Raw genomic sequence first — 16,863 nt, forward strand, 5'->3', positions numbered from 1 at the left:
GGGGTGGGACCGGTCCTCAAAGAGCCGTGGTGTCACCCTCACGAGCCGTGGTGGTCCGGCCGCCGAAGACGGCCGCGGCGCGCTCGGTCGCCGACTCCGGCGTGAGCGTCGGCCCTACGTGGGTGACGAGCAACTCCCCCACACCCGCCTGCTCGGCGACCGCGCCGGCGTCCTCGGGTGTGAGGTGCACCTGACGTTCACTTCCGCGATGCCGGTCGATGTCGGCCTCGCAGAGGAAGAGGTCGGCGCCGACGGCGAGTTGGGCGAGCGCGGGGCACGGCCCGCTGTCCCCGGAGTACGCGAGGACGCTCCCCTCGCATTCGGCCCGCAGCCCGTACGCCTCGGTGTCGTGCACGACGGCACGCGTACGGAGCCGCAGTTCACCCAGCCGAGCGTCATGCCCGTCGTACAAGGTCCGGAAGTCGAGGACCCCACCCAGAAACCCGGGATCCAACTGCCCGAAGAACCCGGCGAGCCGTTGCCCGAGCTCGGGCGGCCCATAGACCGGAAGGGGCGCGGACGGGGTGAGCCCGCCGTACGCGAACCCGTATACGGCGGAGACGAGGTCCGCGCAGTGATCCGCGTGCAGATGCGAGATCCAGATGGCGTCCAGTCCCGCCGGATCCGTATGCCTCTGCAATTCGGCGAAGCTCCCGGGCCCGGCGTCGACCCACACCTCGGCGCCCCCGCCGCGCAGCAGATAGCCGGAACAGGGGCGGCCGGGCTGCGGGTGCGGGGAGGCGGTGCCGAGGACGGTGAGGCCGAGAGACATACGGGGAGCGTACGAAATGGCGCGTCGGCGGGCGCCCCCTTTTACGTCGTGCGCCTACGCGTGCCCGACTTACGTCGTACGCCTGCGCGTGGCGTGCTCGTCGTACGCCTACGCCTGCTCGCTACGGCTTCCAGCCGGGGTCGCGCCCGCTGAGTCCGATCGCCCGGTCCAGCAGCGGCGCGTCGTCCGGCACCGGCACGACCGGGCCGAAGATGCCGCCGCCCCGGCTCGGATCCTCGGCCGCGGCGGCGAGGAATTCGTACGACGCTTGCAGGGCGGCGGCGTCGGGCTCGTACGCCTGGCCGGTGGCCCGGGCGAGGTCCCACCCGTGCACCAGCAGCTCGTCGGCTGCGACGGCAGCCGCCACCGGCCCCGGCAGGGTCACGCCGCCCGCCCGGGTCACACCGGTCCAGGCGGCCGGGTCGCGCCAGGCCTCGGCGAGCTCGTCGAGCGCCTTTGGCAGGGCCTCGCGCCAGCCGGGCTCGATGTCGGGCACGACGTCGCCCGGGCTGGTGTCCGTCGTGGGGCCCAGGTCCTTGCGCCCGGCGTTGCGGAAGGCGACGGCCAGCCCGGCCAGGTGCCCCAGCATGTTGTGCACCCCGTACCCGGGGCAGGGGGTCACGCCGTCGAGCTGCTCCTCCGTCACGGCCTCCGCGAGGCGCGCCACGATCAGGGCCTGCGGGCCCAGGTCCAGTGTTGTCGGTGTCATACCGCCATCGCCCATGGTCGGGCTCCTCTCGTCACGGGGTCGTCAAGAGGTAGACCGTCGGCCGTACGAAAACTCATCGCTCCCGCTCCCGAGATCATGCTCAGGCCTCTGTTCACGCGTTCGAGCCGCCGTGATGCTCAAGCGTGGGACCACGAAAAGCGTGATGCTCATGCAGGGGCCACAAAAGGGAGTCACGCCATGAAGGCGATCGTTCAGGATGCCTACGGATCCGCAGACCTCCTGGAACTGCGCGACATCGACCGTCCCGTACCCCGCGACGACGAAGTGCTCGTCCAGGTCCGCGCCGCCGGTGTCGACCCGAGCGTGTGGCACCTCATGACGGGCCGGCCCTATGTGGCCCGTCTCGCCCTCGGGCTCCGCAAGCCCAAGAACCCGGTCCGGGGCTGGGACGGCGCCGGACGCGTCGAGGCGGTCGGGGCGAGGGTGACCGGCTTCAAGCCGGGCGACGAGGTCTTCGGCAACTGCGAGGGCTCGTTCGCCGAGTACGCGCGCGCCAAGGCCGACCGGCTGGCGCCCAAGCCCGCCAACTTCACGTTCGAGCAGGCCGCCGCCCTCCCCGTCTCGGGCATGACCGCCCTCCAGGCCCTGAGCGGCAAGGCGCGCCCGCAGCCGGGTCAGCGGGTCCTCGTCATCGGCGCCTCCGGCGGCGTGGGGACCTTCGCCGTCCAGCTCGCCACGATGTATGGCGCCGAGGTCACCGGCGTGTGCGGTCCCGCGAGTGCGGACCTCGTCCGCTCGCTGGGAGCCGCCCACATCATCGACTACACCCGCGAGGACATCACCGACGGCCCCCACCGCTACGACGTCATCGTCGACAACGCGGGCCTTCGCCCGCTGCCCGTCCTCCGCCGCGCCCTCGCCCCACGCGGCACCCTGGTCATCGTCGGCGGCGAGGGCGGGACCGGTTTCTTCGGCGGTCTGAGCCGCGGTCTCCGGGCCGTCCTGCTGTCCCCCTTCATCGGGCAGAACCTCCGCAACCTCATCTCGGTCCCCCGCCGCGATGACCTCCTGACCCTCAAGGAACTCGCCGAGAAGGGCAGCATCACTCCGCCCATCGACCGCACCTACCCCCTCTCCGAGGCCGCCGAGGCCGTCCGCCACCTGGAGAAGGGCCACCCCCGGGGCAAGCTCGTCATCACCATCTGACGGCGCTCTCTAGGGCACCTTCCCGATCCCGGGGCCACCGCCTTAGCTCCACGATGACGATCCATGGCGACATGGACAGTGACGCGCGTCCTGCGGGACCGCAACGCGGGGTTGTATCTGGGCGGGGTGGTGGTCTCCGGCTTCGGCTCGTCGGCGATGTGGCTGGTGTCCGGCATCTGGGTCAAGGACCTGACCGGCTCGAACGGCCTGGCCGCGCTCTGCGTCTTCGCCCTCTGGGCGCCCACGCTCATCGGCCCGGTCCTCGGCACCCTCGCGGACCGCATCCGCCGCAAGCCCTTGCTGGTGTGGACGAATCTGGGCCTGGCCGCCCTGCTCCTGTCGCTGTTCACCGTCGACTCACCGGCGACCGTGTGGATCCTGTTCGCCGTCCTCCTCGTCTACGGCGCGACCGGCGTCGTCCAGGACGCGGCGGAGTCGGCGCTGGTGGCCACGGCGGTCGACAAACGCCTCCTCGGCGACTTCAACGGCCTGCGCATGACGGCCAACGAGGGCATGAAGCTGGTCGCCCCGCTCGCCGGAGCGGGCCTGTACGCGGCATACGGCGGCGCCCGCGTCGCCCTCCTGGACGCGGTCACATTCGTACTCGCCGGGGGGCTGTACACCCTTCTGCGCGTACGCGAGACGAGGCCGCGCCCGGCCCCGACGGACCTGCGCACGCGGACGGCAGAGGGCGCCCGCCACCTCTGGAGCCACGCGGAGCTGCGCCCGCTCGTCGTCGCGGGCGGCACGACCATGCTCTTCGCGGGCCTCAACGGCGCGACGGTCTACGCGGTGGTGGACGGCCTGGGCCACTCCCCCACGTACGTGGGCCTCCTGTCCATGGTCCAGGGCGCCGGCTCGGTGGTCATCGGCCTGGTCTCCGGCCCCCTCCTGCGGCGCCTCGGCACACACCGCTTCGCGGGATACGGCATCGCGCTCACCGCTCTGGCCGTGACGGCTCAAGCGCTCCCGTACGACATGGTGGCCCTCGCCTCGGCCGCGGCGGTCGGCGTGGGCCTCCCCTGCGTGCTGATCGCGGCCCTCACTGCGGTCCAGCGCGAGACCCCCGACGCCCTCCGGGGGCGCACCGCGGCGACCGCCGGCACACTGATGTACGCCCCGACCGCGGTGGGGCTCGCCGTGGGCGCGGGCCTGGTCGAACTGGTCGACCATCAGGTGCTGTTGGTGGTGACCGGGCTGGCGCGACTGGTGGCGGTCTCGCCCCTGCTCAAGGCTCAGCCGAGCCGCGTAAGCGCCTCCGCCGTGAGCGACAAGTCCTCGTCGGACGCCAGCCCCGCGTGATACAGCCGCACTTCGGTGGCCCCGAGCCCTGCGGCCCGCGCCACGTCCTCGCCGAGTGTTCCGGGGCTGCCGCCCATCCCGCTCACCACGGTGAAGTTGGCCGCCAGCACACTCCCCCCGACACGCCGCTCGGCAAAGGGAGTCAGCAGTCCCGGCCCTCCCGCGCACGGCACGACCACGCCGTCGGCGACCGAGAGGATGTGCTCGGGGTCCACACCGGCGTTCGCTCCGCAGTGGTACGAGGCCGGGTCCGCGTGGAGCAGGATCCGGAACCCCTCCGGGGCGGCCGCGCGCACCGCGGCGACCGTGTCCGACTGAAGCGAGCCCGCCACGGAGTCCCGCCACGCGCGCGTGGCCGTCGCGAGCTCGCCGCCCAGGAGCTTCTCCACCGCCTCCCAGCCCCCGGCGGGAGTCTCGCCCCGCCACACGGGCTCCAGGGCCCGCCGCACCGAGGACGCCAACTCGTCGGGGTCCAGGCCCAGTTGCGTATATCCGTCGCGGCACGAGGGGCAGAAGCACAGCGACATCAGATACTGCCCGGCATCCCCCAGCCCCACCCCGCCGATCTTGTCGTGCGCGTGCAGATGGGCCAGCCCGTACCACCCGAGCGACTCCAGCTCCGTACCGCGAGCCCCGGGCCGCACCGCGGCCTCCGCCGCGAGGTCGACCAGATAGGCCCGCGTCTCGGGCTGCGCGATGCACGGCGCCCAGGGATACCGGTCCCCGTACGCGTTGACCACGGCGGTCGACGGATGCTCGGCCCCCATACGGGAGTTGTGCGCCAGGACCACCCAGGTGTGGACCTCGAGACCGGCCTCCGCGAGCTGCGCGGCAGCCGCGCCGTACGCGTCCCCGGCCGCCCACTTCTCGGCCGCGTACGGCCGCAGCGCGCGCCCCTCCCACCGCGCGTCCCCCACCGGATACAGCACGGCGGCATGCGAAGCCGTCACGATCCGATGCCGAGGATGCCGAGGCGTCAACGCCCGCGTGGAGTGGTACGCGGACGCGAGCGTCACCTGCGGCACCCCGAGCCCGACCATCCGCGAGGCGGCCTCCGGATCCCCGTTGACATCCCACGGGTACAGAAACGCGGACGCCTTCACGCACCCTCCCCAAGAAGCCGCACCCGCACGGTCACACGCCCTCCCCAAGAAGCCCCAGCCGCACGGTCACACACCCTCCTCGAGCAACCCATACCCACGCTCGATCAACTGCGCCAGCTGCTTGACATGATCCTCGGCCGGCTCGTGCAACGGCGGCCGCACCTCACCCACATCCAGCCCCCGCAACCGCACCCCCGCCTTGACGAGCGAGACCGCGTACCCCCGCCCCTGCGCCCGCAGATCGACGAACGGCCGGTAGAACCCGTCGAGCAGCCGGTTCACCACCTCGTCGTCCCCGGCGTTCAGCGCGCGGTGGAAGGCAAGCGCGATCTCGGGAGCGAAGCAGAACACCGCGGACGAGTACAGCGTGATCCCGATACCCCGGTACGCGAGCCCGGTCAGCTCGGCCGTCGGCAGCCCGTTGAAGTACAGGAAATCCCCGGGGACTTCGCTCCGCACCGCGCTCACGATCCGCTGCATCAGATCCAGATCGCCCAGCCCGTCCTTGAACCCGATGATCCCGTCGGTGCGCGCCAGTTCGACCACGGTCTCGGGCGTGAACACGGCGTTGTCGCGCTGATAGACGATGACGTCCAGCGAGGTGGCCGCGGCGACCTCGCGATAGTGCCGCAGCAGACCCTCCTGCCCCGCCACGACGAGGTACGGCGGCATGGCGAGCAGCCCGTCGGCCCCGGCGCCCTCCGCCAGCCGAGCGAACCGTACGGCGAGCGCGGTCCCGTACCCGGCGCCGGCGACCACCGGCACACGCCCCTCCGCCGCCTCCACGGCCGCCCGCACACACGCCTCGAACTCCTCCGGCGTGAGCGCGTGGAACTCTCCCGTGCCGCAGCACGCGAAGACCGCCGCGGCGCCTGCCTCGACGCCGCGCCGCACATGCTCCCGGTAGACGTCGAGGTCGACGGAGCCGTCGGGGCCGTACGCGGTGACGGGGAAGAACAACGGCCCGCTGGGGACGCTGAGCCGAGCGGCGAGAGGGGCTGACGTCACGGACTCTCCCTAAACAGGTGCCCACGGTGCACGTTTCTGATCCACGTCTATATTTCTGAACGCGCCCACGCTAAGCCGCGACCTTGGGGCCGGTCAAGCACGCAAACCCGCAACACGAAGGCGGATTCCCCACCTCCGCGCGACACTTGACGCAGCACGTCAGCGATCCTTAGCGTGTCCACGCATGTGAATGCCGTACACGGATACGGCCGCACACCGTGACACCCGTTGCGACACCCACCGGTACCCCAGCCGTGACACCCGTCGCGACACCCGCCGTGACACCGTCGTGGCACAGAGACCCGCACCGAGGAGACCCCCGCATGCCCGCTCCCCGCACCGTTCTGCTCACCGGCGCCGCCGGCGGACTCGGCACCCTGATGCGGGGACTGCTGCCGAAGTACGGATACGAGCTGCGCCTCCTCGACCTGCGGCCCATCGAGGGCGAGCCGGACGCGATCACCGCGGATCTGTCCGACAAGGCGGCGCTGCGCGAGGCGGTACGGGGCGTCGACGCGATCGTCCACCTCGCGGGCATCTCCCTGGAAGCCTCCTTCGAGAAGATCCTCAAGGCGAACATCGAGGGGACGTACAACCTGTACGAGGCGGCCCGCGAGGAGGGCGTACGCCGGATCGTCTTCGCCTCCTCGAACCACGCGGTCGGCTTCACCCCGCGCCCGCAGGGCGACGCCCCCTTCGACGACAGCGCCCTGATCCCCATCGACACCCCGCGCCGCCCGGACACCTTCTACGGCCTGTCCAAGTCCTTCGGCGAGGACCTGGCGCAGTTCTACTGGGACAAGTACGGCCAGGAGACTGTCTCGGTCCGCATCGGCTCCTGCTTCGCCGAGCCCACGAGCGTGCGCATGCTCTCGGTCTGGATGAGCCCCGAGGACGGCGCCCGCCTCTTCCACGCAGCGCTGACCGCCGAGGACGTACGGCACACGGTCGTCTACGGCTCGTCCGCCAACACCCGACTGTGGTGGGACCTCTCGACGGCCCGGGCGCTGGGCTACGAGCCGCAGGACGACTCCGAGCCGTACGCCGAGAAGCTCATCGCCGAGCAGGGCGAGCTCGATCCGGCCAACCCGGACCACGCCCACCTGGGCGGCCACTTCACCACGCACCCGCCGATCTGGCCGTACTGACGCGGCGGCGGAAGCCGGAACACAGGGCGGGCGGGCATCGAACGGGCCCGCCCGCTCCCGTGTTCGGGCAGGAAGCCTGCCCGATCCCACCTCGCCACCCACTCCGCCCCAGGTCCGCCGCGGGCACCCGTAGCGCGAAACGGACACAGACGGTCACCATCGGACACGCAACAGGCCTGGTCAGTGGCCGATACCCGCTGTAGAACTTCCCTCAAGGCCCCACCGGGCCCGAACGGGCAGTGCGCGACGGAGTGCAAGGGAGCAGGTGACGACCATGACGGCGATGACGGCGGAGGAACGACAGCGCGAGATCGTCCGGGCCGCGCGCCGCACGGGCTCGGTCGACGTCACCGCGCTCGCCGCCGAACTGGGCGTCGCCAAGGAGACCGTACGGCGGGATCTGCGCACCCTGGAGGACCACGGTCTGGTGCGCCGCACCCACGGCGGCGCCTACCCCGTGGAGAGCGCCGGCTTCGAGACCACGCTCGCCTTCCGCACCACGAGCCATGTGCCCGAGAAGCGCCGGATCGCGGCCGCGGCCGCCGAGCTGCTCGGGGACGCCGAGACGGTCTTCGTCGACGAGGGGTTCACCCCCCAGCTCATCGCCGAGGCACTGCCCCGGGACCGGCCGCTGACCGTGGTCACCGCGTCCCTGGCCACGGCGGGCGCGCTCGCCGAGGCCGACAACACGAGCGTCCTGCTGCTCGGCGGCCGGGTCCGCCCCGGCACGCTCGCGACAGTCGACCACTGGACGACGAAGATGCTCTCCGGCTTCGTCATCGACCTCGCCTACATCGGCGCCAACGGCATCTCCCGCGAGCACGGCCTCACCACGCCCGACCCGGCGGTCAGCGAGGTCAAGGCGCAGGCGGTCCGGGCCTCCCGGCGCACGATCTTCGCCGGCGTGCACACCAAGTTCGGGGCGGTCAGCTTCTGCCGGTTCGCCGACATCAGCGCGCTGGAGGCGATCGTCACGAGCACGCTGCTCCCGGCGTCCGAGGCCCACCGGTACTCGCTGCAAGGCCCTCAGGTCATCCGAGTCTGAAAACCAAACCGACCCCCCTCTGTCCAGTTCGAAATCCAAACCCGCACCCCCACCGTCCGAAAACACAACCCACATACCCCGTAGGGCGCCCCACGCCCAATCGCACCCCTTATCTCCCCATACGTCCAGGAGTGATCCATGCGAACCCCGAGCCGACGGAGGCCGCGCGCACTGCTCGCCGCGGCCGCCGCAGGGACGCTGCTCACCCCGCTGCTCTCCGGCTGCTGGACCGGAGCGGGCGGCGCGGGCTCCGGAGGCAACTCCATCAACGTCCTGATGGTCAACAACCCGCAGATGGTGGAGTTGCAGAAGCTCACCAAAGCCCACTTCACCAAAGAGACCGGCATCAAGGTCAACTTCACCGTCCTGCCGGAGAACGACGTCCGCGACAAGATCAGCCAGGACTTCGCCAACCAGGCGGGCCAGTACGACGTCGCCACGCTGTCCAACTACGAGATACCGATCTACGCCAGGAACGGCTGGCTGCACGAGATGGACTCGTACGTACGCCAGGACAGCGCGTACGACGAGCAGGACATCCTCAAACCCATGCGGCAGTCCCTGACGGCCGACGACGGGAAGCTCTACGGGCAGCCGTTCTACGGCGAGTCGTCCTTCCTGATGTACCGCAAGGACGTGTTCGCCAAGAAGGGCCTGACCATGCCGGCGAATCCCACCTGGGATCAGGTGGGCAGGCTCGCCGCCGAGGCCGACGGCGCCGAGTCCGGCATGAAGGGCATCTGCCTGCGCGGCCTGCCCGGCTGGGGCGAGCTGATGGCCCCGCTCACCACCGTCGTGAACACCTTCGGCGGCACCTGGTTCGACAAGGACTGGAAGGCGCGCCTCGACTCCCCCGAGTTCGAGAAGGCCACGAAGTTCTATGTGGACCTCGTCCGCAAGCACGGCGAGTCCGGCGCCGCCCAGTCCGGCTTCGCCGAGTGCCTCAACAACATGACCCAGGGCAAGACGGCCATGTGGTACGACGCCACGTCTGCCGCCGGTTCGCTGGAGGCGTCCGACTCCCCGGTCAAGGGCAAGATCGGCTACGTACCCGCGCCCGTCGAGAAGACCCAGTCCTCCGGCTGGCTCTACACCTGGGCCTGGGGCCTGCAGAAGGCCTCCCACAACTCGGACAAGGCCTGGAAGTTCATCTCCTGGGCCTCCAGCAAGAAGTACGAGCAGCTGGTCGGGGACACGATCGGCTGGTCCAACGTCCCGGCCGGCAAGCGCGCCTCGACCTACACGAACGCCGCCTACGTCAAGGAGGCCGCGGCCTTCCAGGCCACGACGCGCGACGCCATCGAGGGCGCCCGGCCGCGCGACCCGGGGGTGCAGCCGCGCCCCGCGCCCGGCATCCAGTTCGTCGGCATCCCCGAGTTCACCGATCTCGGCACCAAGGTCTCGCAGGAGATCAGCGCAGCCATCGCCGGACGCCAGTCCGTCGAGTCGGCCCTGAGCAAGTCCCAGCAACTCGCAGAGAAGATCTCCAAGGAGTACGAGGGACGATGACCGCAACGACAACGGCCCCTCTGGCCGCCCCCTCCGTACGCGCCGCCCGCCGTCCCTCCGGCCGGATGCGCGCCTGGGCCACCCGCGCCCCGCTCCTCCCCGCCCTGATCTTCATGATCGCCGTGACCCAGCTCCCCTTCGTGGCCACGCTGGTGATCTCCTTCTTCGACTGGAACGCCCTCTACCCGAAGGCCCGCCATTTCACGGGCTTCGGCAACTACTCGGACGTACTGACCGATCCCGACCTGCGCCACTCCGTCTGGACGACGATCCTGCTGACCGTCACCGTGGTCCTGGTCAGCCTGGTCCTCGGCCTGGTCCTGGCACTGCTCCTGGACCGGAAATTCCGCGGCCGGGGCATCGTCCGTACGCTCCTGATCGCACCGTTCCTGGTGGTCCCGGTGGCCGCGGCCCTGCTCTGGAAGCACGTCCTCTACAACCCCGAGTACGGCCTCCTGAACGGCCTGCTGCACTACGTGGGCGGCCCCCAGCCGGACTGGATCTCCAACACCCCACTGCTCGCGGTCGAGGCCTCCCTCGTCTGGCAGTGGACGCCCTTCATGATGCTGATCCTGCTCGCGGGCCTGCAGAGCCGCTCCCACGAACAGATCGAGGCCGCGAAGGTGGACGGCGCGAGCGACTGGCAGGTCTTCCGCTACCTCACACTTCCCCACTTGCGCCGCTACCTGGAACTCGGCGCCCTGCTGGGCTCGATCTACATCGTCCAGAACTTCGACGCGGTGTTCACGATCACCTCCGGCGGCCTCGGCACCGCGAACCTGCCCTACACCGTCTACCAGAGCTTCTACCAGGCCCACGAGAACGGCCTCGCCTCGGCCGCGGGCGTCCTGGTCGTCATCGGCTCGATCATCATCGCGACCTTCGCGCTGCGCGTGGTGTCGTCCCTGTTCCGCGAGGAGGTGTCCCGCGCATGAGCGCCACCGCGATACGAGTACGTCCCCGCCGCACCCGGGGAGCGGGCCTGGGCCTGGCGGCCTGGCTGGCCGGAGTCGTCTTCTTCCTGCCCATCGCCTGGATGGCCCTGACGTCGTTCCACTCGGAGTCCGACGCGGCGACCAACCCGCCGTCCTTCGGCGCCGCCCTCACCCTCGACGGCTACCGGGAGTTCTTCGGCACGGGAGGCGGCGCGAGCCCCTGGCCCGCGCTGATCAACTCGACGGTGGCGTCGTTGGTCTCGACGCTCTGCGTCCTCCTCCTGGCCTTCCCGGCGGCGTACGCGCTCTCCATCCGCCCGGTGAAGAAGTGGACGGACGTCCTGTTCTTCTTCCTGTCGACGAAGATGCTGCCGGTGGTGGCGGGGCTGCTGCCCATCTACCTGTTCGCCAAGAACACCGGAATGCTGGACAACATCTGGCTGCTGGTCATCCTCTACACCTCCATGAATCTGCCGATCGCGGTGTGGATGATGCAGTCGTTCCTCGCCGAGGTCCCGGTGGCGGTGATCGAGGCGGCGCAGATAGACGGCGCGAGGCTGCCGACGATCCTCGCGCGCGTGGTGGCCCCCATCGCCCTGCCAGGCATCGCGGCAACAGCGTTGATCTGCTTCATCTTCAGCTGGAACGAGCTGCTGTTCGCCCGCGTACTGACGGGCGTGGTCGCCGAGACCGCCCCCGTCTTCCTGACCGGCTTCATCACCAGCCAGGGCCTGTTCCTGGCGAAGGTGTGCGCCGCGTCGCTCGTCATCTCCCTGCCGGTGCTCGCCGCGGGGTTCGCCGCCCAGGACAAGCTGGTCCAGGGCCTGTCACTGGGAGCCGTGAAATGAAGGCCGCCGTCATCGAGTCCGTGGGCCGCGCCGTCGTCGCCGAGGTCCCGGACCCGACGCCAGGGCCCCGGGAGGTCGTCGTCGAGGTCGCCGCCTGTGGCCTCTGCGGCACCGATCTGCACATCCTCCAGGGCGAGTTCGCGCCCAAGCTGCCGATCGTGCCGGGGCACGAGTTCGCGGGCGAGGTGGTCGGGGTCGGCGCCCAGGTCACCGAGGTCTCGGTCGGCGACCGCGTGGCCGTGGACCCGTCCCTCTACTGCTACGAGTGCCGCTACTGCCGTACGGGCCACAACAATCTCTGCGAGCGGTGGGCGGCGATCGGCGTGACGACCGCGGGTGGAGCCGCCCAGTACGCGGTCGCCCCCGTGGCCAACTGCGTCAAGCTCCCCGAGCACGTCCGCACCCAGGACGCGGCCCTGGTCGAACCGCTCTCCTGCGCGGTACGCGGTTACGACGTCCTGAACTCCCGCCTCGGCGCCCACGTCCTGATCTACGGCTCCGGGACGATGGGCCTGATGATGCTGGAGCTCGCCAAGCGCACCGGGGCGGCGAGCGTGGACATCGTGGACCTCAACCCGCAGCGGCTCGCCACGGCCCAGCAGCTGGGCGTCTCCGCTGCCGCGGCCAACGCCGACGAGCTCGAACGCCCCCAGGGCTGGGACGTCGTCGTCGACGCGACGGGCAACGCGGCGGCGATCCAGGACGGCCTGGGGCGTGTCGCCAAGGCGGGCACGTTCCTCCAGTTCGGTGTCGCCGACTACGCGACCCGCGTAACCATCGACCCCTACCGCATCTACAACCAAGAGATCACGATCACCGGCTCCATGGCCGTCCTCCATAGCTTCGAACGCGCGGCGGAACTCTTCGCGACCGGGGTCCTCGATCCGTCCGTCTTCATCAGCGACCGCCTCCCCCTGACGAGCTATCCCCAGGCACTGGAACAGTTCGCGTCGGGGGTGGGCCGGAAGATCGTGGTGGTGCCGTAAGGCTTTCTCGCACCCTCCGCCCCTGCCCGACCCGTACCTCGGGGCTGCCGCCCCCAGACCCCCTTTTCAGGGGCGCGGGGAACTGCGCGAACGGGGTCTGGGGCGGAGCCCCAGGTCGGGTCGGGCAGGGGGCGGAGGGGGCGAAAAACCCACTTCCTCGCACCCCCCCACCAACAACTCCCTGGGTAAGGGAACGGTAAAGCGCCCCCGCTCGTTACCCCTGGCATGACAGCTATGACCCCCGGCTCGAACATCCCTCTCCCCGTCACCCGCGTGACGGTGGACGTCGCCGCCCCGGTGCGGCTCGACGTATCGGGCCTGCTGCTCACCGCCGACGGCAAGGTGCGCTCCGACGACGACTTCATCTTCTACAACCAGCCCGCAGGCCCGGGCGTGACGTACCGCTCGGGCGGCGGCACGGCCCCGGACGCGATCACGGTCGACACGACCGCGGTCCCCCCGGGCATCGAGAAGATCGTCGTCACCGCGAGCCCGGACGCGGCGGGCCAGACCTTCCAGGGCATCGAACCCACGGCCACCATCCGCAACGCGGACGACACCTCGGTACTCGCGACCTTCACCCCGCCCCAGCTGGGCGCGGAGACGGCCCTGGTGATCGTCGAGATCTATCTCCGCAACGGCGCGTGGAAGGCCCGCGCGGTGGGCCAGGGCTACGCGAACGGCCTGGCGGGCATCGCCACCGACTTCGGTGTGACGGTGGAAGAACCGGCAGCCGCACCGGCCCCGGCACCCGCACAGCCGATCACCCCGCCCGCCCCCGCGATGCAGCCCCCGGTCGCCCCGCCGGCCCCGTCCCTGGACCCCCGCCTCACGGCCCCGCCGGCCCCGGCCGCTCCCCCCGCCCCCGCGGCGGCAGCCGCGCCCGCGCCCTCCGGCAAGATCAACCTCGACAAGGGCCGGGTGAGCCTCCAGAAGAACCAGACCGTCTCCCTGGTCAAGGGCGGCCGCCCGCTCCTCTCCCAGGTCAAGATGGGCCTCGGCTGGGAGCCCGCCTACCGCGGCAAGGACATCGACCTGGACGCCTCGGTCATCGCGTACGGCCCGCAGCGCAACCACATCGACAGCTGCTACTTCGGCAAGCTCTCCATCGTGAACGGCGCGATCAAGCACTCCGGCGACAACCTCACGGGAGAGGGCGGCGGCGACGACGAGGTGATCGTCGTGGACCTCGGCCGTCTCCCCCAGGACGTCACCGGCCTGGTCTTCACGGTCAACTCCTTCTCCGGCCAGAAGTTCACGGAGGTGGCCAAGGCCTACTGCCGCCTTCTCGACGCCGCCACCGGCGAGGAACTGGTCCGCTTCGACCTCACCAACGCCGAACCCCAGACCGGCGTCATGATGGCCAAGCTCATCAAGCAGTTCTCCGGTGAGTGGGAGATGACGGCCATCGGCGACTTCGTGAAGTCCCGCACGGTCCGCGGCATGGTGAAGCCGGCCGCCCAGGCGCTCTAGCGTCGGCTCGCCGGCGACCGGCGCACGGGAGCGCGCAAGGGCGCGCAAGAGGCAGACGGCGGTGGGGACTTGAGGTCACCACCGCCGTGCTTCATGTCCGGCGACATCCCGCGGCGTTCCCCCTCCGCGGTACCCGCCTTTGTCCTACTCTGCTCAGTCCGGGCACCCGGCGGCGGGCCACACCGAGGTGGCCGCCGTCCGCACGCACCCGACGGGGGGGTAGATGGATCCCGCTGCCATTGGCGCTCGGCTCGCGTCGAGCGTGGTCGCACCGCTGATCAAGAAGTTGTTCGTGGCCGAGGGTCCTGGAGCGGGGCTGGTCGACAAGCCCGTACGCATCTCGAGCCTGGTCTCGTTCACGGGCGAGAAACGCGTTCTGTCCGACCTCGACCTGCACAAGATCGCCAAGGAGCTGGTCAACCGGGCCGCGCAGTCGACGGGCGTGGCGGAACGCCTCCCGTCGTACGAACTGGCTGCCGTGGCCCACTCGGTCGCCGACACCCTGCGCGCCATGGACAGCATCGACATGGACGACGTACAGGCCGTCCAGCTCGGCCATATGGCTCTGGCGCAGCATCTGCGGGCGCAGAGCCCGTCCGCCACGCTCGGGCTGTCGAGCGACGCGGTCTATCTCTATGTGAGCGTGCTCGACACTGCCTGTCTGCACATCGTGCACTTCTTCACCCAGCGGTCGACCTTCGTCGCCCGCACGCTGGTGGAGCAGAGTCACCGGATCGAGGAGCTGTCGAAGAAGATCGACGGGCTGATCGCCCGGACGCCGTCGCCGGCCGACGCCCCGTTCGAGGAGCGCTATGCCCGCTACATCGCCTCCAAGCACGGCAAGCTGACGATCTTCGGGCTCGATCTGTCCGAGTCCCCGGGCACCTGGCCGCTCGACGCCGCGTATCTGAGCCTGGACGCGGTGGGCGACACGAAGAACCCCATGCTGCTGCCCGCCGACCAGGTGCTGGCGGGGCGCAATCGCGTGCTCCTGCGCGGGGTGGCAGGTTCCGGGAAGACGACGCTGGTGCAGTGGCTGGCGGTGTCCACCGCGCAGAAGGCGCTCGACGAACGACTGCTGTACTTGTACGGCCTCGTTCCGTTCGTCCTTCCACTGCGCACGCTGACGCGGGGCGGTGCCAAGCTCCCCACCCCCGACGAGTTCCTGTCCGAGGTCGGCTGTCCGATCGCCGCCCTTCAGCCGACGGGTTGGTTCGACCGGGTATTGCGGTCGGGGCGCGGGCTCATGCTGGTCGACGGCATCGACGAGATCCCGGAGAACGAGCGCGAGGAGGCCCGCCGCTGGCTGCAGGATCTGGTCGACTCCTATCCGCGCAACCGGTGGCTGGTCACGTCACGGCCGTCCGCCGTACGGGAGGACTGGCTGGTCGGTGACGACTTCGCGGAGCTCGACCTGGCCCCGATGAGCCGGGACAACGTGGCCGAGTTCGTCCGGCGATGGCACAAGGCCGCCGGTATCGGCGACCAGTACGCGCAGGATCTGCTGCGGGCGATCCGGGCGAGGCAGGATCTGGGGCGGCTGGCCACCAATCCTCTGATGTGTGCGTTGATCTGCGCACTCCATCAGGACCGCCGCGGCCATCTCCCCGACGGCCGCAAGGAGATCTACGACGCCGCGCTCTCCATGCTGCTGTCCCGGCGCGACCGCGAGCGGGGCATCTACAAGCCGGGCACGATCCGCATCGGCGAGGCCCATCACGTCCAGCTGATCCAGAAGCTCGCGTACTGGATGATCCGCAACGGCCGTTCGGAGATGGACCGGGCCGACGCGGTCGACCTCCTGGCACATGCCCTGCCGGCGATGCCGCGCATCGCCGAGCAGGGCAGCGCGGAGGAGATCTACCGCCATCTGCTGGTCCGCAGCGGCCTGTTGCGCGAACCGACCAAGGGCTCGATGGACTTCATCCACCGCACCTTCCAGGACTACCTGGGCGCCAAGGCGGCGGTGGAGGGTCTCGACTTCGACTTCCTCATCGCGCACGCCCATCTCGACCAGTGGGAGGACGTCATCCGGATGTCCGTCGCCCATGCGCGGACGACGGAGCGTACGCGGCTGCTCACCGGGCTCATCGAGCGCGGCGACTGCTCGGAGCAGGAGAGCCGTCGGCTCCACCTCCTGGCGGCCGCCTGCCTGGAGCACGCGACGGAGCTGGACCCCGAGGTTAGAACCGAGGTGCAGCGGCGGGCCGCGGCCCTGATTCCGCCCCAGTCGGCGGAGCAGGCCCGGACGCTGGCCGACGTCGGCCCGGTCGTCCTGGATCTGCTTCCGGGACCGGAGGAGCTCTCGGCGGACGAGGCGTACTTCACCGTGCTGACCGCGACGCGCATCGCGACCGACGCGGCGATTCCGGTGCTGGCCGCGTACCGGGAGCTGACCGACATCCGGGTGCGGGCCGAACTGGCCCGGGTCTGGAGCCGGTTCGACTGCGACCGCTACGCCGAGGAGGTCGTCGCGCACCTGGCCGACGACTATCTGTACTTCCCGGTCTCCAACCCCGCGGAACTGCGCGCGCTGCGCGGCTTCGGCGGCCGGTCCCGCATCAAGATCTCGGGTCCGTTCAGGCCGGAGGAGTTCCAGAGCGCGTGTGACCGGGACAGCCTCTACGACCTCTGGGTGGAGGTCGACCTCGACTGCACCTGGGAGTGGCTGAGCGCCTTCCCCCATCTCAGTACCGTCTTCTTCGAGATACCGGAGACCCGCGCGGAGACGCTTCCTCCTTCCGTACGGGTCCTCCGGGAGCCCATCGGCCCGCCCTCGGTCCCTCCGGAAACAGCCACGGACAGTGCCACGGACCTCTTGGGCGAGCTTTCGCCATAAAGCCTGTCGTCAAGTCCTA

General features: G+C 70.4%; 14 protein-coding genes. 10 read left to right on the plus strand and 4 right to left on the minus strand.

From position 1 onward, the window contains the following. Positions 1-16: 16 nt before the first annotated feature. On the minus strand, positions 17-772 hold the full coding sequence (locus tag ACZ4RZ_RS08450; protein WP_467743215.1) for an MBL fold metallo-hydrolase: 756 nt from the start codon (positions 770-772) through the stop codon (positions 17-19). A 121-nt stretch (positions 773-893) separates the two neighbouring features. After that, positions 894-1,481: a TIGR03086 family metal-binding protein gene (locus tag ACZ4RZ_RS08455; RefSeq protein WP_467743667.1), complete on the minus strand. Its 588-nt coding sequence runs from the start codon at positions 1,479-1,481 to the stop codon at positions 894-896. Positions 1,482-1,679: 198 nt separating this feature from the next. On the opposite strand from ACZ4RZ_RS08455, the gene ACZ4RZ_RS08460 reads away from it, so the two are divergent. Beyond that, positions 1,680-2,648, plus strand: coding sequence for an NAD(P)-dependent alcohol dehydrogenase (locus ACZ4RZ_RS08460; protein ID WP_467743216.1), 969 nt, complete (start codon positions 1,680-1,682; stop codon positions 2,646-2,648). A 63-nt stretch (positions 2,649-2,711) separates the two neighbouring features. Continuing rightward, positions 2,712-3,950, plus strand: coding sequence for an MFS transporter (locus tag ACZ4RZ_RS08465; protein WP_467743217.1), 1,239 nt, complete (start codon positions 2,712-2,714; stop codon positions 3,948-3,950). Here ACZ4RZ_RS08465 and ACZ4RZ_RS08470 read toward each other — a convergent pair. Both ACZ4RZ_RS08470 and ACZ4RZ_RS08475 read right to left on the minus strand, forming a co-directional pair. Beyond that, on the minus strand, positions 3,884-5,053 hold the full coding sequence (locus tag ACZ4RZ_RS08470) for a hypothetical protein (RefSeq protein ID WP_467743218.1): 1,170 nt from the start codon (positions 5,051-5,053) through the stop codon (positions 3,884-3,886). The genes ACZ4RZ_RS08465 and ACZ4RZ_RS08470 overlap by 67 nt on opposite strands. Positions 5,054-5,119: 66 nt before the next feature. Then, positions 5,120-6,061 (minus strand): 5-dehydro-4-deoxyglucarate dehydratase, encoded by a 942-nt coding sequence (locus ACZ4RZ_RS08475; RefSeq protein WP_467743219.1) that lies wholly within the window; start codon positions 6,059-6,061, stop codon positions 5,120-5,122. Positions 6,062-6,384: 323 nt separating this feature from the next. On the opposite strand from ACZ4RZ_RS08475, the gene ACZ4RZ_RS08480 reads away from it, so the two are divergent. The 8 genes from ACZ4RZ_RS08480 to ACZ4RZ_RS08515 all read left to right on the plus strand — a co-directional run bounded on the left by ACZ4RZ_RS08480 (position 6,385) and on the right by ACZ4RZ_RS08515 (position 16,844). Further along, positions 6,385-7,209, plus strand: coding sequence for an NAD-dependent epimerase/dehydratase family protein (locus ACZ4RZ_RS08480; protein ID WP_467743220.1), 825 nt, complete (start codon positions 6,385-6,387; stop codon positions 7,207-7,209). Between the two features lie 274 nt (positions 7,210-7,483). Beyond that, positions 7,484-8,254: a DeoR/GlpR family DNA-binding transcription regulator gene (locus tag ACZ4RZ_RS08485; RefSeq protein ID WP_369245726.1), complete on the plus strand. Its 771-nt coding sequence runs from the start codon at positions 7,484-7,486 to the stop codon at positions 8,252-8,254. A 138-nt stretch (positions 8,255-8,392) separates the two neighbouring features. Beyond that, a complete protein-coding gene (locus ACZ4RZ_RS08490; RefSeq protein ID WP_467743221.1) occupies positions 8,393-9,763 on the plus strand; it encodes an ABC transporter substrate-binding protein in 1,371 nt (456 codons plus the stop codon). Next, positions 9,760-10,698, plus strand: a complete 939-nt coding sequence (locus ACZ4RZ_RS08495; RefSeq protein ID WP_467743222.1) for a carbohydrate ABC transporter permease — start codon at positions 9,760-9,762, stop codon at positions 10,696-10,698. Before ACZ4RZ_RS08490 ends, ACZ4RZ_RS08495 begins: the two co-directional genes overlap by 4 nt. Next, positions 10,695-11,546: a carbohydrate ABC transporter permease gene (locus ACZ4RZ_RS08500; protein WP_189187512.1), complete on the plus strand. Its 852-nt coding sequence runs from the start codon at positions 10,695-10,697 to the stop codon at positions 11,544-11,546. The genes ACZ4RZ_RS08495 and ACZ4RZ_RS08500 overlap by 4 nt, the downstream gene beginning before the upstream one ends. Further along, complete coding sequence (locus ACZ4RZ_RS08505; RefSeq protein ID WP_467743223.1) at positions 11,543-12,532, plus strand: zinc-dependent alcohol dehydrogenase family protein; 990 nt, start codon at positions 11,543-11,545, stop codon at positions 12,530-12,532. The genes ACZ4RZ_RS08500 and ACZ4RZ_RS08505 overlap by 4 nt, the downstream gene beginning before the upstream one ends. Positions 12,533-12,766: 234 nt before the next feature. After that, positions 12,767-14,005, plus strand: coding sequence for a TerD family protein (locus ACZ4RZ_RS08510; RefSeq protein ID WP_467743668.1), 1,239 nt, complete (start codon positions 12,767-12,769; stop codon positions 14,003-14,005). A 223-nt stretch (positions 14,006-14,228) separates the two neighbouring features. Beyond that, entirely contained in the window at positions 14,229-16,844 is a 2,616-nt protein-coding gene (locus tag ACZ4RZ_RS08515) for an NACHT domain-containing protein (protein ID WP_467743224.1), read from the plus strand. Positions 16,845-16,863: the final 19 nt, after the last annotated feature.

This window comes from Streptomyces sp. NPDC027189, from assembly GCF_055566975.1.